The 25,543-nt window shown below is 70.5% G+C and carries 22 protein-coding genes and 3 pseudogenes; 17 read left to right on the top strand and 8 right to left on the bottom strand.

Features of this window, described 5'->3' with window-relative positions:
• Positions 1–4: 4 nt before the first annotated feature.
• Positions 5–358, top strand: a complete 354-nt coding sequence (locus tag ACZ69I_RS31910) for a hypothetical protein (protein ID WP_470836059.1) — start codon at positions 5–7, stop codon at positions 356–358.
• A 46-nt stretch (positions 359–404) separates the two neighbouring features.
• Here ACZ69I_RS31910 and ACZ69I_RS31915 read toward each other — a convergent pair whose 3' ends face one another.
• Positions 405–590, bottom strand: a complete 186-nt coding sequence (locus ACZ69I_RS31915) for a hypothetical protein (protein WP_470836061.1) — start codon at positions 588–590, stop codon at positions 405–407.
• Between the two features lie 99 nt (positions 591–689).
• On the opposite strand from ACZ69I_RS31915, the pseudogene ACZ69I_RS31920 reads away from it, so the two are divergent.
• Positions 690–1,307, top strand: a pseudogene (locus ACZ69I_RS31920) (DUF6009 family protein).
• A gap of 13 nt (positions 1,308–1,320) precedes the next feature.
• Positions 1,321–1,635, top strand: coding sequence for a S1 domain-containing protein (locus tag ACZ69I_RS31925; RefSeq protein WP_470836062.1), 315 nt, complete (start codon positions 1,321–1,323; stop codon positions 1,633–1,635).
• A 290-nt stretch (positions 1,636–1,925) separates the two neighbouring features.
• Here ACZ69I_RS31925 and ACZ69I_RS31930 read toward each other — a convergent pair.
• Positions 1,926–2,393 (bottom strand): annotated as a pseudogene (locus tag ACZ69I_RS31930) (GntR family transcriptional regulator); the annotation flags it as partial.
• 319 nt (positions 2,394–2,712) lie between these two features.
• On the opposite strand from ACZ69I_RS31930, the gene ACZ69I_RS31935 reads away from it, so the two are divergent.
• The 9 genes from ACZ69I_RS31935 to phoA all read left to right on the top strand — a co-directional run bounded on the left by ACZ69I_RS31935 (position 2,713) and on the right by phoA (position 13,737).
• Positions 2,713–2,916 carry a cold-shock protein gene (locus ACZ69I_RS31935; protein WP_383781634.1) on the top strand — a complete coding sequence of 68 codons (204 nt, stop codon included), beginning with the start codon at positions 2,713–2,715 and terminating at the stop codon, positions 2,914–2,916.
• A 286-nt stretch (positions 2,917–3,202) separates the two neighbouring features.
• Entirely contained in the window at positions 3,203–4,696 is a 1,494-nt protein-coding gene (locus tag ACZ69I_RS31940; protein ID WP_467674423.1) for a DEAD/DEAH box helicase, read from the top strand.
• A 108-nt stretch (positions 4,697–4,804) separates the two neighbouring features.
• Positions 4,805–5,128 (top strand): CBS domain-containing protein, encoded by a 324-nt coding sequence (locus ACZ69I_RS31945; protein ID WP_467674425.1) that lies wholly within the window; start codon positions 4,805–4,807, stop codon positions 5,126–5,128.
• A gap of 720 nt (positions 5,129–5,848) precedes the next feature.
• Positions 5,849–6,217 (top strand): MerR family transcriptional regulator, encoded by a 369-nt coding sequence (locus tag ACZ69I_RS31950; RefSeq protein WP_470836064.1) that lies wholly within the window; start codon positions 5,849–5,851, stop codon positions 6,215–6,217.
• A 135-nt stretch (positions 6,218–6,352) separates the two neighbouring features.
• On the top strand, positions 6,353–7,057 hold the full coding sequence (locus ACZ69I_RS31955; RefSeq protein WP_470836066.1) for a hypothetical protein: 705 nt from the start codon (positions 6,353–6,355) through the stop codon (positions 7,055–7,057).
• 357 nt (positions 7,058–7,414) lie between these two features.
• Positions 7,415–8,455 (top strand): helix-turn-helix domain-containing protein, encoded by a 1,041-nt coding sequence (locus ACZ69I_RS31960; protein ID WP_470836067.1) that lies wholly within the window; start codon positions 7,415–7,417, stop codon positions 8,453–8,455.
• Between the two features lie 237 nt (positions 8,456–8,692).
• A complete protein-coding gene (locus ACZ69I_RS31965; RefSeq protein WP_470836069.1) occupies positions 8,693–10,933 on the top strand; it encodes an McrB family protein in 2,241 nt (746 codons plus the stop codon).
• A gap of 35 nt (positions 10,934–10,968) precedes the next feature.
• On the top strand, positions 10,969–12,252 hold the full coding sequence (locus tag ACZ69I_RS31970; protein WP_470836070.1) for a 5-methylcytosine restriction system specificity protein McrC: 1,284 nt from the start codon (positions 10,969–10,971) through the stop codon (positions 12,250–12,252).
• A gap of 102 nt (positions 12,253–12,354) precedes the next feature.
• Positions 12,355–13,737: an alkaline phosphatase gene (gene phoA / locus ACZ69I_RS31975; protein ID WP_470836071.1), complete on the top strand. Its 1,383-nt coding sequence runs from the start codon at positions 12,355–12,357 to the stop codon at positions 13,735–13,737.
• Positions 13,738–13,973: 236 nt separating this feature from the next.
• Here the strand turns inward: phoA and ACZ69I_RS31980 are convergent.
• Positions 13,974–14,481 (bottom strand): annotated as a pseudogene (locus ACZ69I_RS31980) (hypothetical protein); the annotation flags it as partial.
• Between the two features lie 631 nt (positions 14,482–15,112).
• On the opposite strand from ACZ69I_RS31980, the gene ACZ69I_RS31985 reads away from it, so the two are divergent.
• The gene (locus ACZ69I_RS31985) at positions 15,113–15,775 is read left to right on the top strand and encodes a DUF4232 domain-containing protein (protein WP_470836072.1); all 663 of its coding nucleotides are present in this window, start codon (positions 15,113–15,115) and stop codon (positions 15,773–15,775) included.
• Between the two features lie 59 nt (positions 15,776–15,834).
• Here ACZ69I_RS31985 and ACZ69I_RS31990 read toward each other — a convergent pair whose 3' ends face one another.
• The 3 genes from ACZ69I_RS31990 to ACZ69I_RS32000 form a co-directional block, all read right to left on the bottom strand.
• Positions 15,835–16,047 carry a hypothetical protein gene (locus ACZ69I_RS31990; protein ID WP_470836074.1) on the bottom strand — a complete coding sequence of 71 codons (213 nt, stop codon included), beginning with the start codon at positions 16,045–16,047 and terminating at the stop codon, positions 15,835–15,837.
• 59 nt (positions 16,048–16,106) lie between these two features.
• Complete coding sequence (locus ACZ69I_RS31995; RefSeq protein ID WP_470836076.1) at positions 16,107–17,348, bottom strand: MFS transporter; 1,242 nt, start codon at positions 17,346–17,348, stop codon at positions 16,107–16,109.
• A 150-nt stretch (positions 17,349–17,498) separates the two neighbouring features.
• On the bottom strand, positions 17,499–17,987 hold the full coding sequence (locus ACZ69I_RS32000) for an SDR family NAD(P)-dependent oxidoreductase (protein ID WP_470836078.1): 489 nt from the start codon (positions 17,985–17,987) through the stop codon (positions 17,499–17,501).
• A gap of 128 nt (positions 17,988–18,115) precedes the next feature.
• Here ACZ69I_RS32000 and ACZ69I_RS32005 point away from each other — a divergent pair, with 128 nt between their 5' ends.
• The 4 genes from ACZ69I_RS32005 to ACZ69I_RS32020 all read left to right on the top strand — a co-directional run bounded on the left by ACZ69I_RS32005 (position 18,116) and on the right by ACZ69I_RS32020 (position 24,438).
• Positions 18,116–21,643 carry an AfsR/SARP family transcriptional regulator gene (locus ACZ69I_RS32005; protein WP_470836079.1) on the top strand — a complete coding sequence of 1,176 codons (3,528 nt, stop codon included), beginning with the start codon at positions 18,116–18,118 and terminating at the stop codon, positions 21,641–21,643.
• A gap of 39 nt (positions 21,644–21,682) precedes the next feature.
• Positions 21,683–22,048, top strand: a complete 366-nt coding sequence (locus ACZ69I_RS32010) for a PH domain-containing protein (RefSeq protein ID WP_361732807.1) — start codon at positions 21,683–21,685, stop codon at positions 22,046–22,048.
• A 207-nt stretch (positions 22,049–22,255) separates the two neighbouring features.
• Complete coding sequence (locus tag ACZ69I_RS32015) at positions 22,256–23,410, top strand: abortive phage infection protein (protein WP_470836080.1); 1,155 nt, start codon at positions 22,256–22,258, stop codon at positions 23,408–23,410.
• A gap of 89 nt (positions 23,411–23,499) precedes the next feature.
• Positions 23,500–24,438: an SGNH/GDSL hydrolase family protein gene (locus ACZ69I_RS32020; protein WP_470836081.1), complete on the top strand. Its 939-nt coding sequence runs from the start codon at positions 23,500–23,502 to the stop codon at positions 24,436–24,438.
• On the opposite strand, the gene ACZ69I_RS32025 is transcribed toward ACZ69I_RS32020, so the two are convergent.
• Both ACZ69I_RS32025 and ACZ69I_RS32030 read right to left on the bottom strand, forming a co-directional pair.
• On the bottom strand, positions 24,419–24,634 hold the full coding sequence (locus ACZ69I_RS32025; RefSeq protein WP_467674450.1) for a DUF397 domain-containing protein: 216 nt from the start codon (positions 24,632–24,634) through the stop codon (positions 24,419–24,421). The two genes, ACZ69I_RS32020 and ACZ69I_RS32025, sit on opposite strands and share 20 nt — an antisense overlap.
• Positions 24,594–25,442, bottom strand: coding sequence for a helix-turn-helix domain-containing protein (locus ACZ69I_RS32030; protein WP_467674452.1), 849 nt, complete (start codon positions 25,440–25,442; stop codon positions 24,594–24,596). Before ACZ69I_RS32030 ends, ACZ69I_RS32025 begins: the two co-directional genes overlap by 41 nt.
• Between the last annotated feature and the right edge of the window lie 101 nt (positions 25,443–25,543).

A 25,543-nucleotide genomic window follows, 5' to 3' on the forward strand; every position in this document is an offset into this window, starting at 1 on the left:
AGTCATGTACCAAGAGTTCGTCGTCCCGGACGACCAGGAAGTCCTCGAAACGATTGGCGAGTGGCCCGAGTCCGAGGAGGACAGCGAAGCCCGGGTGCTCACCTTGCAGGGCGAGGGGGACGAGCAGATGCTCCTCTCTTACGACGCACTCGCCAGGTCAGTGAGGGTCCGCTGGAAGAACAGCAGCGGCGAGGAGATCCTGGACATCTTCCGCGAGGGCGCGACTCGTATGGTGCTTCACTCCAGTTCGCGCTCCACATACGTCTCGATCGAATTCCAGATGGGTGAGTGCGCCGGCAAGATGGACATTCAGGTATTCCCGAACCTGGCGGTTACGGATCAACTTCTCTTTGTCTGATCTCCAGGGCCAGGCGTTCCGCCCGCCGCCTGGGCCACGACGAGATCTACCAGCTCGCCAGCCGGGTATCGGGCACCTGCTCCTCGACTATGACGACCAGTTCGGCATCGACCACGTCGGTCTGTACCTCTCCCGCCAAGGCGGGCCTGATCACATGCGAGGTCGCGAGTCCCTGCGGCGACTCGGCCCAGACACTCCGCTCCGGCTGTTGAGTGAACAGTTCCGCCAGCATCTGCACAGTGCCGAAAGGCGCCACAAGTCGTAACGCACCGATCCTCACCCGCCTCGACCAGCCACTTCACTGCACGACAGCAGACACCCAGGGGGGCATATGAGTAAGGACCCAGAGGACATTCGCCACGAGGAGCGCATCGTCTGGACCGAGGACATCGGCGAATTCGACTACGTGCGTGAGTCCAGCACCACTGACGCCAGCACACGGAGACGCCCGGTTCCTTGGCGGGGGACCGGTCGTCGAGTCGGGAACTAGGTCCTCAAAGCCGACGCTCCGAGCAACGAATCGACCGGGAAGTTCACCAGGCGCATCTTCTGGGTGAAAGACCATGACCGATCCGAACACCTAGAGGGTGTCTACAAGACCACGGCACCCAGCGAGGGCGTAGACCCGCGAACCGTTGCCCCTGGTGTCTGGGGTGAGCTCACAGAGCGAGCCTGGGGTTCCCCCCTTCCCGCGCCTTCTGGAGGACCGCAAGCTCCCACGCGGGAGACCAGCGACACACGCCTGACGAACGCACCCACCGCACCGCGGTCCTCACAACCTGCACCGACCAAGACCACGGAGCCCAGCTCCACGGAACGTGGCGTCACGCAAGCCTTCGCCGACTGGCTATACCTGCACGAGGTGAGCGTGCCGGAAACGATCCGATCCGCTGTCGTGGCCGAGCGGGGAGGCATTGCGTCCTCCTGTCGACAACGATCGTCGCTCTGACCATGATTGACCCATGCCCGAGTTCAGTTGGCCGGACCGCTCGTTGCTCCCGGCCTCGGATGTCATAGGACAGTGCTGGCCGGCAACGGTCGCGGCACTACCCCTTGGATCTCGTGTCAGCGGACGAGTCGTTGGCCGGCAACCGTTTGGCGTCTTCCTCCTCCTCGATGGCGTGCCGAACGCATTCGGCCTTGCCGAGATCACCGTTATGCCTCTCAGCAGGGAGCTGCCTGCCTTGGGTGCCACCGTCGCTGGCGAGGTGATCTGGCACGCGGACCACAACTGTCAGGTCAAGGTCCGGCTCGATGAATGGCGCGCGCCCTGCTGATCACCGCCTGGGCGCCGCAGCGCTGCACCACTGGCGCACCAGAACGAGCAGGGAACAGCGGCGAACCACGGTAGAACGCGGCCGAACCGGCAGGGAGCAGGGGGCGTACGTTCGTCCCGGTCAGTGCCCGAGCTGGCTCCAAATGCTCGCAGCTCCCCAGGCTGAGAGTGCGAGTTCGATACGTCACCCGCTCCATAGCTCTTCATAGTTGAGGCCCAGGTCGGACGACCTGGGCCTTTTGCTTTGCGCGGGCGCGACGGGCTGGCGGGCGGGTACGGGATTCTCCGGGATCAGGTGGCGGGGAGTCGGTACGCCAGTACGTAGGCGTCCGCCGACATGACCGTGTCGCAGACTTCGACGGCCCGCCCCTGGGTGTCGAACGCGGTCCGGACGAGGTGGATGACCGGCACGCCGGACCCCAGCTGGAGCGTCCGCGCCTCGACCGGTGAGGGCATCCGCGCACGGATCTCCTCATCGAAGTGATCGAGACGGTGCCCCAGCTCTTCGAGGCGGGCGTAGATGCCGCCGGGTCCGGGGTCGGGGTCGGCGATCCGTGTGCCGCGCGCGATGTCGAGCGGAAGGTAGGAGACGGCTAACTCCACCGGCCGACCGTCGAGCAGATACCGCCGCCGACGAACCAGCACCCGCCGCACCGACGCCCCGAGCCGTGCGGAGACACCCTGACCGGCCTTCTCCTCCTTGGCCTCCAGGCCGTCGACCTGCGCGCGACCACCGGCCGCATCGCCCTCGGCCATGTAGTTCATGCCGTCCCCAGCGACTCGACGGCAACCCCGCAGGGACTTTTTCTGCGTTCGCCGAGTGAGGGTTTAATGGGCCGGGCGGGAAGGCTTTTTGGCGTAACGGGCTGAGTGGAATTATTTCGATACGCGGGCCGCCAAGTCGTGCTACTGTCTTCACAGTTGCAGTTGTGGTTCCCGAAACTTCAAGTGCCCCCGGATCTCATTTTGTGACGGGTGCACTTTTTTCATTACCGGTCATTTCCGGCGGGGAGATCATCGCGGCGACACGGTGTCCGTACAGTGCGGATGCCGATGTACTGCCCCAAGGGAGATAGACATGGCTAATGGCACCGTGAAGTGGTTCAACGCGGAAAAGGGCTTCGGCTTCATCGAGCAGGACGGTGGCGGCCCCGACGTGTTCGCCCACTACTCGAACATCGCCGCCCAGGGCTTCCGTGAGCTGCTCGAAGGCCAGAAGGTGAGCTTCGACATCGCGCAGGGCCAGAAGGGCCCGACGGCCGAGAACATCGTTCCCGCCTGACGCTCACGCGCACTTGCAGCTGGGGCCCGCATCCTTCGGGGTGCGGGCCCCAGCTGTATTCATATGCATTTCCCGCAGTGGAGTGCTACTGGAGATTTCGGAGCGCGTTCACCTGTGGGCGCGTGTCGTTCGGCGGAGTTCCGCCGCCCTCAACGCTCCCGCTCCATTCCCTGCACCCATTTCGCTTTCGCTTTATTTTTTCAGCTTCGGTCCATTCTCGTGATTCTCTGCGCGTTCAACGCTGCGGGAATTCCTTGATATGCGCCGCATCGAGGAAGGTTCCCGCATGAACCGCACACGTACGAACGACCGTTACGCCCGCACCCGCAGTGGCAATGCCGATGCCGGGAGGAGTGGTGGTCGTTTCGGGTCGGCGGCGCCGCGCCGGTCCGGGGGTGGCGGTCGTCGACCCGCCGCCCTGCAGGGGGAGTTCGCTCTCCCCAAGACCGTCACCCCGGCTCTTCCCGCCGTGGAGGACTTCGCCGACCTCGGCATGCCGACGCCCCTCCTCGCCGAGCTCGGCAGGCAGGGTGTGGCCGTTCCCTTCCCGATCCAGGGCGCGACGCTGCCGAACTCCCTCGCGGGCCGTGACGTCCTCGGCCGCGGGCGGACCGGCTCCGGCAAGACGCTCGCCTTCGGCCTCGCCCTGCTCTCCCGGACGGCCGGTCAGCGCGCCGAACCCCGCCAGCCGCTGGGGCTGATCCTCGTCCCCACCCGCGAGCTCGCGCAGCAGGTGACCGACGCGCTCACCCCGTACGCCCGTTCCGTCCGCCTTCGCCTGACCACGGTCGTGGGCGGGATGTCGATCGGACGGCAGTCCAACGCGCTGCGCGGCGGGGCCGAGGTCGTCGTCGCGACCCCGGGCCGGCTCAAGGACCTCATCGACCGTGGCGACTGCCGCCTGAACCAGGTGGGCATCACCGTCCTGGACGAGGCCGACCAGATGGCGGACATGGGCTTCATGCCGCAGGTCACCGCCCTCCTCGACCAGGTGCGGCCCGAGGGGCAGCGGATGCTCTTCTCCGCCACCCTGGACCGCAACGTCGACCTCCTGGTGCGCCGTTACCTCACCGACCCCGTCGTCCACTCCGTCGATCCCTCGGCGGGCGCGGTCACGACGATGGAGCACCACGTCCTGCACGTCCATGGCGCCGACAAGCACACGGCCACCACCGAGATCGCCGCCCGCGACGGCCGCGTGATCATGTTCCTGGACACCAAGCACGCCGTCGACCGGCTGACCCAGGACCTGCTCGACAGCGGCGTGCGGGCCGCCGCGCTGCACGGCGGGAAGTCCCAGCCCCAGCGCAACCGCACCCTGACGCAGTTCAAGTCCGGGCACGTCACCGTGCTCGTCGCCACGAACGTCGCCGCCCGCGGCATCCACGTGGACAACCTCGACCTCGTCGTCAACGTCGACCCGCCGACCGACCATAAGGACTACCTGCACCGCGGCGGCCGTACCGCCCGCGCCGGTGAGTCCGGGAGCGTCGTCACGCTGGTCACCCCGAGCCAGCGTCGCGGCATGGTCCGCCTCATGTCGGACGCCGGCATCCGCCCGCAGGTCACGCAGGTCCGCTCCGGCGAGCCGGAACTGCACCGCATCACCGGCGCCCAGGCTCCCTCGGGGGTCCCCGTCGTCATCACCGCACCGGTGGTCGAGCGCCCCAAGCGCGGCGGCACGTCGCGCGGCCGTCGCCGCCCCGCTTCCGCGACGCGGCGTACGTCGTCGGCGTCGCAGGCGCCGCGGCAGCTCTCCGCGGGCAGCACGGCGGCCTAGCCGTATGGCGGCCCAGAGCCTTTCCGGAGGCTTCACGGGCTCGCGTGAACACGCCGGATCAGCAACACACCGGATCAGGAAGCTGACCCATCTCTGCAGGAGGCACCTTTGACGCTGGTTCCGATACCGGCCCGCTCGATGAGCACCGTCCCCGCGCCCGCAGCGCCGTACGACATCGTGCGGGAAGCCGGGCCGCAGGTCTGGGCCGACATGACGGTCGAGGTCGCCCTGTCCGTCATGGCCGGCGCCCGCGTCGACCACCTGCTCGTCTGCAACGAGGACGGCAAGCGCACCGATGTGGTCACCCGGGAGCGGCTCATCGCCGTCCGTGATGGCTCCGCCTACACGGACCGCGTACGCCTGCGGGACATCAGCGACGGTGACGGTGACAGCGGCTGCGAGCAGTCGGAGGGCCTTGCGCTCGCCCGCTGACGGGAGCAGAGCAGAGCAGGTAGTAGGTCCAAGGGTCCGACCGGTGTACGCCGGTCGGACCCTCTCTGCGTCCTGGCGTCCTGGGGCTCCGCTTCGCATCCCTAGGCCAGCACGGTCGAATACCTCATCGACGAGAGCTCAAAAATCTATTCCCACCGAGGTAGACATCCGGCCCTCGTGTGGTTATGGTTTCTGTCGTACGGAGATCGAGCAGGGCCCGGTAGACACGAACTGCCGGGCAAGCAGTACAAAGTGCAAGCAGTACCCGCACAACGGTGCGGCGGTGGAGCGTCGAAGCCAGGGTTGTCGTGTGACGGCGACGGGGCTGACCGCCGGACCGGGTGGCCCGCAGTGATCAGGGGCCGCCGCAAGCAGTACGTAGTCCGCAGTAGAGAGCAGTACAGATAGGTAGATGAGGGAAGAACGGAGGAATTGAGCGCCATCAGGATCGCCCGGGCGAGAACACTGATCCCGGGTACCGCAGGACATCGATAGTGAGGTGGTCTCCGGTCACGCATCCGCGATCCGCGCACTCCCGTCGCTACAGAGGACGGTCGTGCGGACACAGAAGGCCGACGCGGTATTAGGGTCGGCAGATGGTTGCAGTTCCTTCGGGGCCCTGGTGCCGTACGGCACCAGGGCCCCTCCATGCTGTGCCCCCGACGCGTTCCACAGAGATCCACAGATCCAGAGAGATCCACAGAGATGCAGAGAGGTGAGATGACAGCAGACGATCTGCCGGGCCGTCTCGATGACGACGACTACCCCGCGTACACGATGGGCCGAGCCGCAGAGATGATCGGCGCCACTCCCGGGTTCCTGCGCGCCATCGGCGAGGCGCGGTTGATCACGCCGCTTCGCTCCGAGGGCGGCCACCGGCGCTACTCCCGCTACCAGCTGCGGATCGCGGCCCGCGCACGCGAACTCGTCGACCAGGGCACCCCGGTCGAGGCCGCCTGCCGGATCGTCATCCTCGAGGACCAACTCGAGGAGGCGCAGCAGATCAACGCGAAGTACCGCCGCGAGGCCGCCGGGTCGGCCGGGTCCGCCGGGGCCGCCGGGGCCACCGAGCCGACGGCCACCGACTGAGGGGCTGAGGTCCGGGGGCCGGGGGCCGGGGCGCGTTCACCCACAGGAGTGGTCCGAGTACGTGAGGGGCGAGACGTAGGGCGCTGCGGGGCAGCATGATTCTCCTCTTCTCAACTTACGGGCGGTGAGCGCGCGTTGACGAGCGGCGAGGGCAGGGGCGGCGCCCCATCGAGCTCGGGATCCGGGTCCGATGGGCAGGCGAGCCCTGGGAGCGGGCAAGGCACACTGCCGCGGCGCCTGGAGACGCTCGGGCACTTCGCCGCGATCGTCTCCGTCGCCGCCGGGCTCTTCTTCTCCGCCTACTCCATGCTGCAGGTCCGCGACGAGGACGCCGCCAAACGGGAGTCGTCCGAGCGGGCCCAGGCGTCCCAGGTCGGGCTGTGGGTCGGGAGCCTGGGAAGCGCGGTGTTCGTCAGCAATCGGTCCTCCGACCCCGCCTACAACATGTGGCTCCGCCTCCTACCGGCCTCGGGAGCCGTGCGCGCTCCCGGCTATTTCGACCTCGGCACCCTGCCGCCGTGCATGCGCGTCCAGATTCCCGTCGCCCATCTGGTGAAGGGGCTGCCGCGGGGCGACGCGTCCGCGGCTGCCGCGCGGAAGCAGCGGGATCTGCTGGCACGAGGGGAAGCGCGCGTCGGTATCGAGGTCTCCTTCAAGGATGCGTCCGGTGCGCCGTGGACCCGTTCTCTGGACTCGCTCCGTAGCGGAGGGTATTGGGACACCGGCCACGGCAAGGGCAAGGTCGTGGCCGCCTTCGGGAAGACGTCGAGCCTCTTCAAGGGCACCGACCTCGATGACATCAAGGGGTGCGGGCAGGCTTCCGGGAGTGGATCCTCCTAGCGGAACGGATACGTGGGGGCGGCGATGCGACAGGAGGAGTGGGCGTCAACTCGCGCTCCCCACCGCACAGTTCAAGCCAACACGGTGCGTGTTGCCCACGCCGCGCGAGGGCCGGCCCCCACGCCCCGCGCCCCCGCAGCGCAACCCCCGCCCGCCTTGCCCGGTGACCCCTCGTGTCCGCCCCCGTCCGCCCGCCCCACCGCGTATCCGAGAGTCGTCCACCCCCTCCGAACGCGTGGCCGATCTCCGCTAGCGTCGGCCATTAGGGGTGCCCGGGGAGCATTTCTGAGGGGTTCAGGGGAGGAGCCGGAACGGGGCGAGGGGGGACGTACGAGCGGGTGGAGAAGAGGGGTCAGGATGATCCGAGCGAGCCTGTCCAGCGAGGCCGTTCCCCCGGAAGAACGGTTCGACTGGTGGCACGGGCTGAAGTCCGCGTCGCCGATCGCGACCACCCTGCGCAGCGACTGCACCGAGGATTTTCCCGTGGCGGTCGACCACGTGAACCTCGGCGCGGCGACGCTGACCACCATGGCGTATCCGTCCTCCGAAGTGCGCCGCACGGCCCGGCACATCCGTAGGGGCGATCCCGGAAGTCTCCAGGTCTCCCTCACGTTGCGGGGGACCAGCGGCTTCGAGCAGGCCGGGCGGAACGTGCGGTTCGGGGCGGGCAACATCCTTCTGTACGACTCGTCGTCGCCGTTCGAGGGGTGGATGCGGCGTGGGGACGACAGTGGCGCCGCAACCGAAAGCATCGTGGCCATGTTGCCCGTGCAACTGCTGCCGCTCCCGGCCGACCGGATCGCCTCCCTCGTCGCCGTGCCGATGTCCGCCGGCGAGGGGTTCGGGTCGCTGCTCGCGCACTTCATGCGGCAAGTGATGGACGACGTCGGGCAGTTCGGGGATACGAGCGCCGCTTCGGACCGGCTCTCGCACACGCTCGTCGACCTCGTGGGGCATCTCGCCGCCCAACATCTGGACCGGGAAAGGGAGTTGCCTGCCGAGAGCCGTCGGCGGACGCTGCTGCTACGGGTGCAGAGCCACGTACGGCGGAATCTGGGCGACCCCGCGCTGAGCCCGGACAGCATCGCCGCCGCGCACCACATCTCCACCCGCTATCTGCACCGGCTCTTCCAGGACCAGGGCCTGACGGTCTCCTCCTGGATACGGCAGCTGCGCCTGGAGCGCTGCCGCCGGGCGCTGGCCAACCCGGATCTGGCCACCGTGCCCGTCGGCGCGATCGCCGCCCGCTGGGGTTTCAGCCAGCCCGCCGTCTTCACCCGCGCCTTCCGCGCCGCGTACGGGCTCACGCCCAGCGAGGCCCGCACGCGCGCGCTGCTCGGCGACGGGAGTGCGCTGGCGGTCAACGGGAGTGCGCTCCGGGTCAAGGACGCGGGGTGAGGCGTCGGGAACACTCGTATGTGGCGGCGCGGTCGGGGGACCGCCGCCAGTGTCCGCCACTGCGCCCCTGAAGGAACGGGGGAGGGCGTCGGGGCGCGCACGCCAGATGGGCGGTGTGCCGGGGTATGTCAGACCCGGCACGCCGCCCGGTGGCCGTGGGCGAGGGCCGCAAGCTGGGCCGCTGCAGCAGTCGCAGGCCGCCCATCCCCGGCCGACCCCGTACGCAACAATGACCGCATGGCTGAGGGTGGGGAGTTCTGGGACGGCCTCGCGGAGCGCGTGGCGAGCTTCGATCGTAATGCGGCCGCACAAGCCGCTGCCCGGGCGGAGGCCGAACGACAACGGGTGCTGACCGAATTTCCGCTGGGCAGCTGGGATGAGCTGACGCTGGAACGGTATGCGCTGGGGCCGGCATCCCACGGCGGGCCCACGCACTCTTTCTGCCGTCTACTGGAGTACGGCACCAACACGATCGGCAGCATCCGGGGCGGCAGCGCGGCCAAGCACATCGTGTACCAGCACCGGACGGGCGAGTGGCGGGTCGTGCCGAGCTCGTTGCGCGCGTTGGGCGTGCACGAGGCCTGGGCCGAGGTACGCGCCGAGTTCGTGACTGCCTTCCAGGCAGCCGCTGACAGGTCGTACGAGCTGATCGATGAGTTGGAGTCACTCTCGTACGGTCAAGCACTGACAACCAAGGCTCTGGCGATCTACTGCCCCGGACAATTCCTGCCGATCTTCTCCGCCTCGCACGTGCGCCACTTCACCGCGCTCCTGGGCGGGCGCCCACACCAGTACTCCTCCGGTGTGCGGACCTGGCGAGCCAACCGGGAGCTGCTCGAACTCCTCTGGAAAGTACCGGAGTTCAGGTCGTGGCCGCCGCACGAGATCATGCAGTTCCTGTACACCTTCCACGATCCGCGGCCGAGGGACCGGGCGATCTGGAAGGTCGCACCCGGTCAGCGCGCCACGCTCTGGGAAGACTGTCTCGCGAACCGACGCATCCGGATCGCCTGGGACGAGGTCCAGAGCCTCGGCCAGTACGAGAGCGACCAAGAGCTCAAAGAAGTGCTGGACCATCACTGGCCGTACAGCACCGGCGGGAACCTCCGGCTCGCCCGACAGCTACTCGCCTTCCGTGATCTGGAGCCCGGTGACCTGATCGTCGCCAACCGGGGAAAGTCCGAAGTACTGGCGGTGGGCACCGTCGCCGACGGCTACTCCTACGATCCGGATCTGGACGGACACCGGCACACCGTCAGCGTGGACTGGGACACCTCGTACGCCCAGACCTTCGACGCGCCGCGACACGCCTGGCAGCAGACGCTCGCCAAGGTCCCGGCGACCCTGTGGCGGGAGATCCGGGACGGACGCGGAGCGGGCCGCGTCGAAGTCCAGGCTACCGCCGGAGTAGCCGAAGCCAAGGGCACCGCAGGAGCCGCCGGGACCCGTAAGGCGATGAGCGGTGCCGACACCCTCGTCGATCCCGACATCGAACTTCCCGACCTGGTGGCCAAAGTAAGGGCCCTCCTCGACCACAAGGGGCAGGTCGTGCTGCAAGGACCGCCCGGGACCGGCAAGACGCGGCTGGCGCTCAGCGTCGCGCTCGCCATGGCGGGCCAGCGTGATCGGATCGAGGCGCCACCGGAGGAACGCGCGCAGGCCCTCACCGAGTTGTCCAGGGTTCCCGCGGGCGCCACGGCAGCCCGTCTCACCCTGGTGACCTTCCATCCGTCCTACGGGTACGAGGACTTCGTGGAAGGCTTCAAGCCGGACCCTGCGGCGGACGGGGCCGGGCTCAACCTGAAGATGACGGATGGGCTGTTCCGCCGGGTGTGCGCAGCGGCCGCGAAGGCTCCCGACGATGTCTTCCTGATCGTCGTGGACGAGATCAACCGAGGTGATCTGCCCAGAATCCTCGGCGAGCTGATCACCCTCCTAGAGCTCGACAAGCGGGACGCCGTATCCATCACGTTGCCCACCAGTGGACGGCAGCAGACCGTACCGGCCAACGTGCGCATCATCGGCACCATGAACTCCGCCGACCGGAGCGTAGGGCACATCGATGCCGCGATCCGGCGCAGATTCGCCTTCGTCGACGTACCGCCGGACCTGGACGTTCTCGACGGTGAGGTGGAAGGACTCGGGCTCGCCGACTTCCTGCAGGGCCTCAACGCCAAGCTCGACGACGCCTTCGGGCCGGACCATCTGCTGGGCCAGGCCTGTCTGCTCGTCGGTGACCGGCCCCTCGCCACCGCCGAGCAGCTCTCCAACGCCTTCCACCACGAGATCGTGCCGCTGATCGCCGACTACTGTCTGGGACAACCCGAGCTGCTGAGGAGCGTACTGGGCTCGCTGGTGAACGACCGGACAGGCCGGGTCGTGCAGACCAACCCGCGAGATCTGCCCGGAATACTGGCCGACGAGTTCGTGGGCGCCGACGACGCAGCCGGGGGCGAGGGGCTCGGAGTTCGCGGGTGAGGCGGGCGGATGCTCCCGAGGCAGGGAGCGGCCAGGTGGGGCAGGACTCCACCGGGCGGCACGAAGTGATCCTCCGGGAGTACGAATCCGTCCTCGTCCCACGCTCCAAGCTGTACGGGGATGACTTGGACAAACTCCGCACGATCAGAATGATCACCCTGACCGAGGGCCGCACCGGGTATGTCCTCAAGGCGCGGGCGATCACCGGTGTGCTCCAGCTCGACCGGATACGGCTGGTGTTGCAGCCCAAATTCCAGATCGAGGGCACTCGCCTGATCGACTGGCTTTGCTACGCCAATGACCGCCGCGAGCCGGACGGGACGCTGCGGAACTGGCCCATCGGGCGGGACGGGTACGCGGGGCTCGTGCCTGCCGCGCTGCTGCACGAGTGCCGCCTGTTGCTGCGGCGTGGCCTGCGCAGGGATTACGTACGCCGGAACCGCGTGGACACAGCCCTGCGGGGGCGCCTCGACGTGGAGGCACAGGCGACCCGCTGCTACGGCGCGGTCGACCGGCTCCACGTCCAGACCTTCGAGTACGAGGACGGTGGCTGGGAGAACCAGGTGTGCGGAGCCGCTCTGACGCTCGCCGCCCAGCAGTGCACGGACGTGACACAAGCGACATGGCTGCTGGAGGCCGCATCGCGCTTCCCGCCTCTGCGGCGGCCGCTCGACGCGCTCCCCCTCCTCGCACGCGCCCGGTACACCCGGCTCAACAGCCACTACCGGGCCGCGCACGCCTGGGCCCGGATGGTGCTCAGCGGCGGCGGGGTGACCGACCTTCTCGAACCTCATGGTTTCGGGGCGAAGAGCCTGCTGCTCAATTTGAACGTCCTGTGGGAGAACGTCGTCCGGCGGATGGCCGTCGAGGCGGCCGCGGGCCTGGGCGGCAGAGGGGCGCGGCTGAACGAGGGCGCGATCAAAACCTCTGGCGGCCTCAACGACAGAACCCCGTCGTTCAGGCCGGATGTGCTGCTGGCGTTCCCGCCGACGGGCGGTGAGACCACCACGACGCGTTACCTGGTTGTGGACGCGAAGTACAAGGAGTATGTGGAGGAGAACGTCTCCTCCACGGACCGGCATCAGCTCCTCACCTACATCGCCGGATACACCGAACCGAATGCCCCACTCGCCCTGGTGGTCCACCCCTCACCGGAGGGTCACACCCGGAGACTGCTGCGGGTCAATGGCCCGCGAGGGCGCCTGGGGTTCATCGAGGTGCTGGGCCTGGACACGCGTGCCGCACCGAAGGACGCGGCGGAGCCACTGCGGGAGGCAATCGCCCGATTCGCGGCTGGTATCGCCCCGAGCTCTGTTTGACGTCGCCCCCACGACATCGGAAAGGCATCGACACGTCCCGTGCGGTTCATGTGGCGCTGGTGAGGTGGCTGCACCGTACAAGGACGTTTTGAGGAGTTCCGCATGGCCAGACCGCGTCTGTCCCGTCGTCGCCTGACCGCCGCCACCGCTGCCGTGGTCGCCGCCACCGCCGTGGCCGTGACCGTCACCGCCACGGCCGGCGCATCCGACACCGAGGACCAGGCCCGGCGGGCGGTCAAGGGCGGGAAGGCGAAGAACGTCATCCTGCTCATCGGCGACGGCATGGGCGACTCCGAGATCACCCTCGCCCGGGACTACACGGTGGGCGCCAACGGCCGCCTCAACATGGACAAGTTCCCGCTGACCGGCGCCTACACGACGTACGCGGTGCACAAGGACGGCTCGCCCGACTACGTCACCGACTCCGCGGCCAGCGGTTCCGGCTGGGCCACCGGCGTGAAGACCGTCAACGGGCGCATCTCGAAGACGCCGGGCAGCGACAAGGCCGTGCCGACGATCCTCGAACTGGCCCAGAAGAAGGGGTACGCGACCGGCTCCGTCACCACCGCCGAGCTCACGGACGCCACCCCCGCCGTCCTCGCCTCGCACGCCACCGACCGCAGCTGCCAGGGGCCCGCGGACATGGCCAAGTGCCCGACGGACACCATCGCCAAGGGCGGGCCGGGGTCCATCGCCGAGCAGAGCGTGAACCACAAGGTCGACGTTCTCCTCGGCGGCGGCAAGCAGCGCTTCGACCAGAAGGTCACCGACGGCAAGTACAAGGGCCTCACCGTCGCCGAGCAGGCGAAGAAGCTCGGGTACCGGATCGTCACCAACGACCGGGAGCTGAAGGCGGTCAAGTCCGTCAAGCACGGCAAGCCCGTCCTCGGCCTCTTCGCCCCCGGCAACGTACCGGTCGAGTGGACCGGCAAGGCGGCCGCCAAGGGCGGTACGGACCCGCAGCGCTGCACCACCTCCAACCCGGGCCGCCCGGCCGGCACCCCCGCCCTCGACGCGCAGGCCACCAAGGCCATCAAGCTCCTCGAGGCGAAGCAGAAGGGCGCCAAGAGCAAGCAGGGCTTCTTCCTCCAGGTCGAGGGCGCGTCCATCGACAAGCAGGACCACGCCGCCGACCCGTGCGGTCAGATCGGCGAGACGGCCGCGTTCGACCGCGCCGTGAAGGTCGCCCGCGACTACGCCGCCAAGCACCCCGACACCCTGGTCGTCACCACCGCCGACCACGCGCACACCAGCCAGATCGTGCCCCTGGACGCGCAGCCTCCGGGCCTCTCCTCCACGCTGGTCACCGACGAGGGCCAGCAGCTGAAGGTCAACTACTCGACGAACACGCCGGGCGCCTCGCAGGAGCACACCGGCACGCAGGTCCGGATCGCGGCACAGGGCCCGCAGGCGTACCGCGTACTGGGCGTGACCAACCAGACCGACCTGTTCAGGACGGTGCGGGAGGCGCTGCGGCTGCGGTGAGCGGGCGCGGTCAGCAGGAGCTTCAGAGCGTGCGCCACGTGCCTCACCCGGGTGGGTTCCGGGTGGGGCGCCTTGCTGTTACGTGCGGGTCAGCCGCCCTGCGCCGAAGCCGAACCCACGCCTGCCGCCGGGCTCCCGGACTCCTGGGCGGGGACGGCCTGGTGAGGCAGTCGACTCCCCTCCGCCCGTGACGTGCTCTCGATTCCGCCCGGCCGTCCTCCGGGCGAGGGCGAGGGCGAGGATGGGGATGGGGATGAGGGCCTTCGGGGCGAAGGGCGGTCCAGTAGTACCGCCACCGTGGCGTAGAACCGGTGCACGGCGTCGTCGACGCTGCGGATGAAACCGGACTCGGCGTTGCCGCGGCCGCTGCCCATGCCGTTGAAGAGGGACAGCCGGAACCCGGTGATCTGCACGCCGCTCTTCGGCAACAAGTCCGCCGGCTCCGGGCGCAGCCGCTCCAGCGTGCCGCGCGGGCCGCCCGCTTCGCCGTCCACCAACGTCTCGATGTGGAGGTCGGCGGGCGCTTCGGCCAGGCGCCGCACGAGCCGTTTGACCTGGGTCAGGGGGTAGCCCTGAGTCGACCAGCGGGCTGCCTTCGAGAGCGACGTCGTTCGACAGCGTGATCACCGCCTCGTAGCCACGTCGTGCGGCGATGTCCATGTACGCCTGCACCTGTTCGGCCTTCAAGGCGTTCCCGTTGGTCTCGGTCTCGACCAGCGCCGTCCACAGCTTGCCCACTCCCTCGGTTCACCCGAGGATTCACAAGCGCACAATGGAAGGAGGATCTCCGGAAGGACGGGGCCATGAGCAAGATTCGCCGTGCTCGGCACCCAGCAGTGCAGCATCCCCCGGCGTGGGGCGCCCGGCCGGGACTCGGGAGGATGTCGGCGCCCGCGCCTCCGCCGCCGCCACCCCCGGTTCCGTACACGTACGCCCCTCACCGTCGACCCGACGCCGGGCCTTCCGCGCGGGCGGGTCACCGGGTCTTCTTCTGGGTCTTTCTGGCGATCCAGGTTCTCTTTCTGGTCTGGGTCGTCGCCGGTATCGCCAGTGGGAGCGGGGCGTCGGAGTCCTGTTCGGGGCCGGCGGGGGACGGGCTGGAGGTGTGTGAGGACGCCGGGGACGTGGGGACGACCATCGGGGTCGGGCTGATCGTCGGGTTCTGGCTGGCCACGGACTTCATCGTGGCGCTGACCTATGCCGTCTACCGGGTCGCCGCCAGGAAGCCGCGCCGGTAGGGGTATCGGGAGCCGCGTCAGTGGGGCGTCAGTGGGACGGCAGTGGGGCGTTAGCGGGGGTAGGCAGAGTTGTGGGTGTCACAGCAGGTCAGGGCGGTCGCTCCGGCCGTCTCGTCATCGCTCCCGGGGGAAGTCCCATGCGTACGTTCCGCAGCCGCACCACCGTCCTCGCCGCCACCGGCGCCGCCGTGTTCGCTCTGTCTCTGACTGCCTGTGGCCAAGGCGGTGGCGGTGCCGGTGCCGGTGGGGAGCACTCCGGTGGGCAGTCCGTGGGGACTACCAAGTCCATCGGGGCGGGGGGCACGCCGGGAGAGTCCGCTCCGGGTGCCGCCGAGGTCAAGGTCGTGGGTGACACCGGTGCCGCCAAGGCCTCCGCGGCCGTGCCCGCCTGCGGTACCAAGGACGTCGCCCTCAGTGCCGTCCGGCTGGACGGGCCGCCCGTCACCCACCTCGTCCTGACCGCCAGGAACACCTCGGGCCGCAGCTGCACGATGACCGGCTACCCGGAGATCCAGTTCCTGGAGAGCCACAAGCAGAACGTGCCCGCCGTCGCCAAGAGCAAGCCCGCCGCGCCCGTGGTCCTGAAGGCCGGTGCTCCCGCGTACGCGCTGGTCAAGTTGTCGGACGGCGGTGCGCACGAGGACAACGAGCCCGTCTCGGCCTTCTCCGTCACGCTGCAGGGCGGTGGCGGCATGGCCGCCGTCAGGGCGCCGGGCAGCGGCGGTGTCGCCGTCGACCCGGCGAAGGCGCTGACCGGCTACTGGACGTACGAACTGCGCGCCGGCGCCGACGACTTCTGAGTCGTGGCGGGCGGCGGCCCGAGGGGGCGTCGCGTCCTCAGCTGCCCGAGGGGGCGTCCTCAGCTGCCCGAGCCGCCGTCGTCGCCGCCCATGGAGCCGCTGCCGGTGCCGCGCCGGTTCGACTTGGCCATCGACGCCACGGCCTCCGCGAACACCATCGTCACCTTCGCGACGCCGCGGACCCAGCGCGGGCCTCCGCGCGCCGCCCAGACGACCGCGACCAGGCCCAGCGCCGCGATCAGCACCGCGCTGCCGAGCAGTACGGCCATCATCGGCCTCCCCTTTCCTCGTCCTTCTCCGTAGGAGAGGCCGATCCCACGGGGCCGGTTCCTCAGTGCCGGTTTCCTGCCGGAAAGCCGTGCTTGCGGGCCGCCAGCACCACCAGCAGCACCGGTGCCAGGAGCAGCAGGATCGTCCAGGGGAACGACGAGGTGCCGACCAGGCCGAGCAGGACGCCGCCGAAGACGCCGCCGCCCGCCATCGCGACGTTCCACAGGGTGACGAGCATGGCCTGGGCGGCGTCCGCCGCCTCGCTGCCGCCCGCGTCCCCCGCGTCCCCCGCGGCGGTCTGGAGGAGCGTCGGGGCGCCGCCCCAGCCCAGGCCCCACAGCGTCACGGCCACGTACACGAGGGCCGGAGTGCCGGAGAAGACGGCCAGCACGGCCGCCGCCACCCCCACCAGGAGCACGCTCGCCAGCGTCAGCGCGCGCAGCCCGCGGTGGATCAGCGCGCCCACGATCCAGATGCTGACCAGGGACGCGGCGCCGAAGACGAGCAGCACGAGGTCGGTCGAACCGCCCATGCCGAGTCCGTCGAGGAAGGTCGCGACGTACGTGTAGAGAACCGTGTGCGCCAGGACGAAGACCAGGGTGACGAGGAGCACCGGTGTCACGCCGGGCACGCGCAGCACGCGCGCCATCGGGGTCTTCGCGCCGCCCGGCCGCTGCCCGGGGTGGTCCGGGACGAGCGCGGCGATCCAGGCGAGCAGGCCCACGGTGAGGCCGGTCATGGCCAGGAACGCCGCCTGCCAGCTGAGCACCTTGCCGAGGTACGTGCCGGCCGGGACCCCGAGCGACAGCGCCACCGGGATGCCCGCCATCGCGATGGCGATCGCCTTGCCCTGGAGGTGGGCGGGGGCCATGCGGCGCGCGTATCCGGCGAGCAGCGCCCAGGCGAGGCCCGCGGCGACACCGGCGACGAAACGGGCGGTCATGGTCAACACGTAGCTGTCGGAGACCGCCGTGACCGTGTTGGCGGCGGCGAAGCCCGCCATCGCCGTCAGGAGTAGTCGCTTGCGCCGCCAGCCCGCGGTGGCCGCGGTCAGCGGTATCGCGGTGAGCGCGGTGCCGATGGCGTAGACGGTGACGGTCTGGCCCGCCGCCGACTCGCCGACGCCGAGGTCGGCGCTCATGGCGGGCAGCAGGCCCGCGGGCAGCGTCTCGGTGAGGCTGGTGATGAAGACGGCGGTAGCCAGGGCGAGGAGCGCGAGGAGGGGGAGCTTCTGGGGTGGGGCGGGGGTGGAGGCGACCCGGGTGGGGGTGACCCGGGTGGGGGTGGCTTTTGCGGTACGCATGGGGGTGGGTCCCTTTCGATACGAGTGCGGGTGCGGGTACGAGTGCGGGTACGGGCGCCGGTGCGGGCGCAGGTATTGGCCCGGGTACGGGTGCGGGTTCGCAGGCCCGCGCGGTGCCGGTACGGGGGACTCGGCGAGGCAGTCGGTCAGTCAGGGCGCGTACGAGACGCTCCGCGTTCCCGAGCTGCTCTCCGCGGCCAGGCGGAGCACGGCGCGGGCCCCTTCGTCGGCCGGGCCGTGGCAACGGACCACGGGTGCCGCGACGTTGGACCCCGGGCCGTCGCCCGCCGGGCCGGTGAGGACGACCGCGCTGTCCTCCCGTAACAGTTGGAGGAGACCGGGCACCGGCAGCGCGGGCAGGGCGTCGTCCGCGTGGACGACGAGCAGGTCGACGGTGCCGAGCCTGGCGCGGACGGCGGCCGCCAGCGCCTCGGTCGCCCCGGGCCCCGCATCGGCCGGACCGGTGCGGAGCACGTGGGCGCAGGAGCCCACCTCCGCCGCCGCCCCGGCCAGGTCGGCGCCCGGCCCGCCGGTCACCAGAACCTCCGCGCCGCCCTCGACGAGCCGCTTCGCGACGGCCAGGCCGAGGCCGGTGGCGCCACCGATGACGACGGCTTTCGTGCCCGCGTACTTGGGCATCGGCCCCTCCTCCGTCCCGCGCTCCCTGCTGACGTGGACGACTCTGCTCGCGGGCGCTTCGGGATCGCTGACGGTCCGCTGACGGCCGCCTCCGCCCTGCCGGTACGGGGCTGTGTACGGTGATCCGCATGCGGTTCGGGGTGCTGGGTCCACTGGCAGTGTGGGACGGCGAGGGGGAACCGGTCAGGGTTCCCGAAACGAAGGTCAGGGCGCTCCTCGCCGACCTTCTGGTACACGAGGGGCGGCCGGTCTCCGCCGACCGGCTCATCGACGACCTCTGGGGCGGGGCCCCGCCCGGCAACCCCGCCAACGCCCTCCAGGCCAAGGTCTCCCAGCTGCGCCGGGCGCTCGGCCGCGACCGCGTGGTGCGTCAGGCGCCGGGGTACCGGTTGCGGCTCGACGCGGCGGCCGGTGACGAGGTGGACGCGGACCGCTTCCGCGCGCTGGTGGAGGGGGCGCGGGCCGAGGCGGCGGCGGATCCGCGCCGCCGGGCCGACCTCCTCACCCAGGCCCTGGAGTTGTGGCGGGGTCCCGCCTACGCCGACCTCGCCGACGAGGAGTTCGTACGCGCCGCGGCCGGTCGTCTCGCGGAGCAGCGGCTCGCCGTTCTGGAGGAGCGGGCGGAGGCGCGTCTCGCCGCGGGCGACCACACGTTGCTGACCGGGGAGCTGGCCGACCTGGTCGCGCGGCATCCGCTGCGGGAGCGGTTGCGGGCCGTGCAGTTGCGGGCGCTGTACCGGGCGGGGCGGGCGAGTGAGGCGCTCGCCTCGTACGGGGCGCTGCGCGTGCGGCTGGCGGAGGAGCTGGGGATCGATCCCGGTCCGGAGCTGGTGGCGTTGCAGGAGGCGATCCTCCGGCAGGACCCGGCACTCTCGGCCGCACCGGGCACGCCCTCTCCCCTGGCGAACTGGTCGGGCCTGCCGAACTCGTCGGCCCTGGCGAACTCGTCGGCCCTGACCCCCTCTTCGGCCCCGGCGACTCCTCCGTCACTGGTGAGCCCGTCGTCCGTGGCGAACGCTGCGGCTCCGGCGTCCCCGTCATCCCTGGTGGACGCGTCATCCCTCATGGACACGTCATCCCAAGTGGGCACGTCATCCCAGGTGGACACATCATCGCTGGTGGACACGTCATCCCCGGCGGCCCCTCCGGCCCCGGCACCCCCATCGTCCCTGGTGAACCCCCCGCCCCCCACCAACCTCCCCGCCCAACTCACCCCCCTCATCGGGCGGGAGCATGCCGTCGCGGAGGTCAGCGGATCCCTCCGCACCTCCCGGCTCGTCACGCTGACGGGCCCCGGCGGTGTGGGCAAGACGCGGCTCGCGGTGGAGGTGGCGGCGCGGCAGTCGGAAGGGGTGCCGGACGGCGTTCTGCTCGTCGAGTTCGCCGGGCAGCGCGGCGCAAGCGGCGTCGGTGACCTCGCCCTGGTGGTCGCCACGACCCTCGGGCTCCGCGACGACGCACCCACCGGCGTGCCGGGGCAGGCCGGTACCGCCGTACCCCTGACCCCCGTCGAACGTCTCGCCACCGCCCTGCGCGACCGCCGCCTCCTCCTCGTACTCGACAACTGCGAACAGGTCGTCGAGCAGGCCGCCGAGCTCACGGACGCCATGCTGCGCGCGGCACCCGGGCTGCGGGTCCTCGCCACCAGCCAGGAGCCGCTCGGGCTCACGGGCGAGGCCGTGTTCCTGGTCGAGCCGCTTCCGGCGGCCGACGCCGTCAGCCTCTTCACCGCTCGGGCGGCCGCCGCGGCCCCCGGCTTCGCGCTCGGCGGCCCCGCCGACGAGGAGGCCGTCGCGGAGATCTGCCGCCGCCTCGACGGCATCCCGCTCGCCCTGGAGCTGGCCGCGACGCGCGTACGGGGCCTGGGCGTAAGGGAGTTGGCGAAGCGGCTCGGGGACCGTTTCCGGCTGCTCTCCGCCGCCGGACGGCGAGGCGTGCCGGCGCGTCAGCAGACGTTGCGGGCGATGATCGACTGGAGCTGGGAGCTCCTGAGCGCGCCCGAGCGCATCGTGCTGCGCCGCCTGGCCGTGCACCGGGACGGCAGCACGCTGGAGGCGGCGGAGGCCGTGTGCGCGGGGGACGGGGTGACCCGTGACGAGGTCCTGGACCTGGTCACCCGTCTCGTCGACCGGTCCCTGGTCGTCATGGCGCCGGGCCCCGCTGGGACCGCGCCGCGCTACCGGCTCCTGGAGTCCGTGGCCGCGTACGCCATGGAGCGGCTGCGGGAGATGGAGGACCTCACCGGCGTACGCGAACGCCACCTGCGCCACTACCTGGCCCTCGCGGAACGGGCCGAGCCCCACCTCCGCGGCGGCGGCCAGTCGACGTGGCTCGACCGCCTGGACGCGGAGGCGGCGAACCTGCGCGGGGCGCTGGACGAGGCGGTACGCGCCCCGTTCCCCGAGGAGGCGGCCCGCCTGGCCACGGCCCTCTCCTGGTGGTGGCTGCTCCGCGGCCACCTCACGGAGGCCCGCCGCGCGCTGACGGCGACAGTGACGGCGACGGCGGACGTGACGACGGGTGCCGGGCGGCCGGGCGCCACGCCCGACGCGGCCCAACTCCCGCTCCTTCGGCACGCCTTCGCCCTCCTGACCGGCGAACGTCCCACGCCCTCGACCGAACCCGACGTCACCCACAGCCCCACCAACGCACCCACCCCCACCCCCACCCTCTGGCTCACCGCCTACGCGCTCTTCAGCTCCGGCGACACCCGCGCCAGCGAGGACGTCAACCTGCGCGTGCTCGACCGCGCCACCGCCTCCGGTGATCAGTGGAGCCTCGGCGCCTCGCTCGCTCTGCGGGCCATGCACGCCCTGCTCCGGGGCGACCTCGACACCATCCGTGTCGACGGGACCCGTGCGGCCGGGATCTTCGAGGAGCTGGGCGACCGGTGGGGCGCGTTGCAGACCGTGACGCCGCTCGCCGTGCTCGCCGAGATCAAGGGCGACTACGTCGGGGCCGCCCGCCGCCAGGAGGAGGGGCTCGCCCTCGCCCGCGGCCTCGGGCTCCACGCGGAGGTCGCCGCCCGGCTCTCGGGGCTCGGACGCATCGCGCTGCTCACCCGGAGCTGGGAGAAGGCGCGCGAACTGCACGAGAGCGCGCGGCAGTTGGCGGTGCGGCAGGGGTATCGGTACGGGGAGATCCACGCCGAGATGGGGCTCGCCCTCGGCGCGCGCCGCTCCGGGGACCTGGCCGCCGCCGAGGCGTACCTCCTGCGCATCCGCGACCGCCACGCCGACGTCTCCTCGCCCGCGGGCGACCACCTGCACCACGCCGAGCTGGGTTTCATCGCCGAGCTGCGGGGTGACGGGTCCGGGGCCGAGGCCCACCACCTCCTCGGCCTCGACGCCGCCCGCGTACTCGCCGAGCCCCGCGCCGTCGCCCTCTCCCTGGAGGGGCTGGCGGGCGCGGCGGCCGTGTCCGGGGCGGCGGGGCGCGCGGCCCTGCTGCTCGGGGCGGCGGACGCGGCCCGGCGCGGCGTGGGGGCGCCGCTGCCGCCCGCCGAGCGCGGTGACGTCGACCGGATCACGGCGGCGGCACGGGCGGCTCTCGGGGACGCGGAGTTCGAAGAGAGGTTCGCACGCGGGGCGAAATCGGCCCCCGATACAGTGGCGAGCTCCCGCATTTCGCAGCATTCACCCATGAGGCACCCGTGAGGCGGGACACGGGCGGCACTCATCCACAGGGGGGCTGAAATGGCACTGTTCGGCAACGCGCACACCGTCGACCCGATGAAGGCGCAGAGCGAGTACGCGCGCCTGCTCGGGCACGGCGAGCAGGTGCACGCCGCGTACACGCTGATACGCGACACCATGCTGTTCACCGACCGTCGTCTGATCATGGTCGACAAGCAGGGCATCACCGGCAAGAAGGTCGAGTACCACTCGATCCCGTACCGCAGCATCACGCACTTCGCGGTCGAGACGGCCGGGCACTTCGACCTCGACGCGGAGCTGAAGATCTGGATCTCCAGCAACCCGACGCCGATGCAGAAGACGTTCACGAAGGGCGTCGACATCTACGAGGTGCAGGCGATCCTGACGCAGTTCGTCGCCCGCTGACGGTTAACGGCTGACGGCTGACGGCTGCTGCCGGGCGACCCGTCGTATCGACGTAAGTCGCCGCCCCGGCCCGCCCGTTCATTCCAAAGGCGCCGTCCCGTCGACCGAAGGCCGATGAGCCCGCTCCCCTCCCCGCACGATGCTGACGGACGTGCCGTGGGGCGTCCGCCCCGGCGGCGGGCGGCGGGTCGACGGGAAGGTGGCGGTATGCGGCAGCACGGTGGCGGCATCAGCAGGGCGCGGTTTCTGGCGGGGGCGGGGGTCCTGGGGGCGGGGGCCCTGGGGGCGCTCGGCGCCGTGGGCGGCGCTGCTCCCGCCGTCGCGCGGGGGCGGCGCGGGCTCGCCCACCGAGGACTCGCCCACCGAGGGGTCGGTTACGAGGTCGTGGACGGGGAGTCGGCCGCGACCGGCTGGAACGCCGCCCGCATGCGCGGCGACATGCGCGCCATCCGGCACGACCTGCACGCGAACACCGTCTCCGTGTTCGGCACGGGCGTCGACCGGCTCACCGCGACCGCCTCCGAGGCCGCCGAGCGCGGCCTGAACGTCTGGCTGCAGCCCCGTCTCGCCGACGTCCCGCACCGCGACATCCTCGACCACCTCGCCGAGACCGGGCGCCACGCGGAGCGCATGCGGCGCCACGGCGCGGACGTCCACCTCAGCGTGGGCGCCGAGTTCGTGCTGTTCGTGCCCGGGATCGTGCCCGGCGACAACGCCCTTGAGCGCGTCGAGAACCTCCTCAAGGGCAACTTCGATCCGGAGAAGATGGTCCGGCGGCTGCGCGAATTCATCGCGCGCGCCGCGAAGACAGGCCGCTCCGTCTTCCGCGGCCCCCTGACCTACGGCGCCGCGCAGGACGACGACGTCGACTGGTCCCTCTTCGACGTCGTCAGCGTCAACTACTACGCGTACCACCGCACTCGGGCCGCGTACGTCAAGGAGCTCACGCCCTACAAGCGGTTCGGGAAGCCGGTGGCGATCACCGAATGCGGGTCCTGTACGTACGCCGGGGCGCCCCAGGACGGCGGCATGGGCTGGCACGAGGCCGTCGACTACACGAAGGATCCGCCGGAGATCACCGGCGGGCTCCGGCGCAGCGAGCGCACGCAGGCCGCATACCTCCTCGACGTCTTCAACGTCTTCGAGTCCATGAACCTGCACGCCGCGCTCGTCTACCAGTTCGTCACCCCGGACGCCCCGCACCGCCCGGACGACCCGCGCCACGACCTCGACATGGCGAGCTACAGCATCACCAAGGCGGTACGGATACGCCCCGACGACCCGGCGGCCGGCTGGCACTGGGAGCCGAAGGAGTCCTACCGCGCGCTCGCCCGCCACTTCGAACGGGCCGCCCGCCGCTGACCCGGCTTGGCGGACAGATGTCTTCCGTCGTCCGCGCTCGTGTGCTTGCCTGGTGGCCATTTCGGCTGTCTGGGGCGGGAGTTGCCGCAATGCGCAAGCGGAATCTGTGGAGCGCGGGGGTACTCGCCGGGTTGCTGGCCCTGGGCGCGTGCGGAGACCCCGGCGCGGGGGACGCGGCACCGGCCGACCTCCCGGACGACGCCACGCACAGTGCGGCGCCGCCCGACCCCTCCGGGTCCCCCGGCCCGTCCTCCACGACGCGGCGGCGCGCCGCCGAGAACGTCGACCGGGCCGAGGCCCCCAAGGTCCTCTACCTCGGCGACTCCCTCGCCATGGAGAACCAGGACGTCCTGGGCGCCGACCTCCGCGACCGCCTGGGCGCGCGCTACCGGAGCGCGCCCTACTCGGGCACCACCCTCTGCGACTACCTCGAAGGCACCGGCGAGGACTCCCTCGTCCCCGACAAGGACAAGGCCGCCGCCCTCGTACGCGCCGAGCGGCCCGACTACGTCGTCCTGCAGTTCTGGGGCAACGCGTGGGGCTACACGCCCTGCATGGACGGCATCACGTACGACAAGCAGCGCGCGAAGTACTACGACCGGTACGCGGCCGACGCGAGGCGCCTTGCGGCGCAGATTCGCGGGGCGAGTGGTGCGGGTGGGCCGCGTGTGGTGTGGGTGCTGCAGGGACCCGATCCGATCACGCCGGACCGCGTACGGGGCGTCAACGACCTCTACGAGGCGCAGGCCAAGGCGACGGGTGACCTCGTCGCCGACGCGGGGCGGTCGGTCGCTCCCGCGTCCGACCGCTATACGTGGGTCGAGTCGTTGCCCTGCACGGCGTACGAGCGGTCGCACGCGGCGTACTGCCGTACGGGGCGGGCGGCGTTGCACCGGAGCGGGGACGACTACCTGCACTTCTGCTTGGCGCCGACCACGGCCAAGTCCCGGCCGTGCCCCGTCCGTTCGCCGGGCATCCGGAGGATGGCCTCGGCGATCACCGAGAGGATCAGCGCGGATCGCCGTTGACGGTGGCAGCGGCGGTCACGAAGGTGCGGAAGGCGGTCTCCGTGACGGTGAAGGTGGGGCCTTCGGGGTTCTTGCTGTCGCGGACGGCGACGGTGCCGTTACCGAGTGCGGAGCACTCTATGCAGTCGCCGCCGGTGTTGCCGCTGTACGAAGACTTACGCCACCGCGTGTGGGGCAGATCCTGACTGGTCGCCATATCGTTCCTCCATCACGCTGCTGATCAGATCCGCCGACTCCTCCTCCGAGAGGGCATCGGCCTGCAAGTTAGCGTAACGGCGGGCGGCTTCACGGACTGTTTCGGGGTGCGCAGTCATGTGACCGGCGATCAGGTCCTCGGTATAGACAAGCTCCGGGTCGCTGTCGAAGCGCAAGAGGTTGAACGAACCGGCCAGACTGGCATGCGCCCCGGCTGAATAGGGCAGCACCTGAACACTCGTCCAGCGCTTGTCCATGAAGTCCAACAGGTGACCCAGTTGGTTCCGCATGACCTTGCGCCCACCGATCGGGCGGTGCAGTACGGCCTCGTCGAGGATCACCAAGGACAAAGGCGGGTTCGTCCGTTCCAGTACCCGCTGGCGCTCCATTCGGGCCGCCACCAAGTCGTCGAGCCTCTCCGGCATCCCGGTGCTCAGTACTGCGCGGGCATAGTCCTCCGTCTGCAACAGGCCGTACACCACCTGCGCCTGGTACGTGGAGATGTAACTCGCCCGCGCCTCCATCTCCGCGTACGCCTGGAACCAGGACGGCAACTGGGAGCGCAATACCAGCCCCACCAACCGCGAAAACGCCCCGTCCGTGCCGAGCGCCGCGTCCACCCGTTCGGAGAAGTCCCTCGTCGGCACCCTCTTCGTCGTCTCGATCTGGCCGATGAGGGAGCCCGTGACGAAGACACACGAGCCCAGCTGGGGCTGGCTCAGGCCCGCCGCCTCGCGCAGGCGGCGCAGTTCGGAGCCGTAGTAATCGAGGGGCGACGCACTGGGGTCGAGATCCCGCGCTTTTACCATGTAGCCCAGCGTAACCAGTCGACTCCGCTCGGGTGGCCTGAATCACACAACCCGTTCGGCCCACGCCCGCTCGCCGTCCCGCCGACGCCGCCGGAGGCTGT

This window comes from Streptomyces sp. NPDC036815 (assembly GCF_055609205.1).

Coding starts and splice junctions, on each gene's coding strand:
- ACZ69I_RS32000 (WP_470836078.1), bottom strand. CDS start 17,987: ATGCCCAAGTACGCGGGCACGAAAGCCGTCGTCATCGGTGGCGCCACC.
- ACZ69I_RS31925 (WP_470836062.1), top strand. CDS start 1,321: ATGCCCGAGTTCAGTTGGCCGGACCGCTCGTTGCTCCCGGCCTCGGAT.
- ACZ69I_RS31965 (WP_470836069.1), top strand. CDS start 8,693: ATGGCTGAGGGTGGGGAGTTCTGGGACGGCCTCGCGGAGCGCGTGGCG.
- ACZ69I_RS31950 (WP_470836064.1), top strand. CDS start 5,849: ATGACAGCAGACGATCTGCCGGGCCGTCTCGATGACGACGACTACCCC.
- phoA (WP_470836071.1), top strand. CDS start 12,355: ATGGCCAGACCGCGTCTGTCCCGTCGTCGCCTGACCGCCGCCACCGCT.
- ACZ69I_RS32010 (WP_361732807.1), top strand. CDS start 21,683: ATGGCACTGTTCGGCAACGCGCACACCGTCGACCCGATGAAGGCGCAG.
- ACZ69I_RS32025 (WP_467674450.1), bottom strand. CDS start 24,634: ATGGCGACCAGTCAGGATCTGCCCCACACGCGGTGGCGTAAGTCTTCG.
- ACZ69I_RS32030 (WP_467674452.1), bottom strand. CDS start 25,442: ATGGTAAAAGCGCGGGATCTCGACCCCAGTGCGTCGCCCCTCGATTAC.
- ACZ69I_RS32005 (WP_470836079.1), top strand. CDS start 18,116: ATGCGGTTCGGGGTGCTGGGTCCACTGGCAGTGTGGGACGGCGAGGGG.
- ACZ69I_RS31985 (WP_470836072.1), top strand. CDS start 15,113: ATGCGTACGTTCCGCAGCCGCACCACCGTCCTCGCCGCCACCGGCGCC.
- ACZ69I_RS31995 (WP_470836076.1), bottom strand. CDS start 17,348: ATGCGTACCGCAAAAGCCACCCCCACCCGGGTCACCCCCACCCGGGTC.
- ACZ69I_RS32020 (WP_470836081.1), top strand. CDS start 23,500: ATGCGCAAGCGGAATCTGTGGAGCGCGGGGGTACTCGCCGGGTTGCTG.
- ACZ69I_RS31990 (WP_470836074.1), bottom strand. CDS start 16,047: ATGATGGCCGTACTGCTCGGCAGCGCGGTGCTGATCGCGGCGCTGGGC.
- ACZ69I_RS31940 (WP_467674423.1), top strand. CDS start 3,203: ATGAACCGCACACGTACGAACGACCGTTACGCCCGCACCCGCAGTGGC.
- ACZ69I_RS31960 (WP_470836067.1), top strand. CDS start 7,415: ATGATCCGAGCGAGCCTGTCCAGCGAGGCCGTTCCCCCGGAAGAACGG.
- ACZ69I_RS31915 (WP_470836061.1), bottom strand. CDS start 590: ATGCTGGCGGAACTGTTCACTCAACAGCCGGAGCGGAGTGTCTGGGCC.
- ACZ69I_RS31910 (WP_470836059.1), top strand. CDS start 5: ATGTACCAAGAGTTCGTCGTCCCGGACGACCAGGAAGTCCTCGAAACG.
- ACZ69I_RS31935 (WP_383781634.1), top strand. CDS start 2,713: ATGGCTAATGGCACCGTGAAGTGGTTCAACGCGGAAAAGGGCTTCGGC.
- ACZ69I_RS32015 (WP_470836080.1), top strand. CDS start 22,256: ATGCGGCAGCACGGTGGCGGCATCAGCAGGGCGCGGTTTCTGGCGGGG.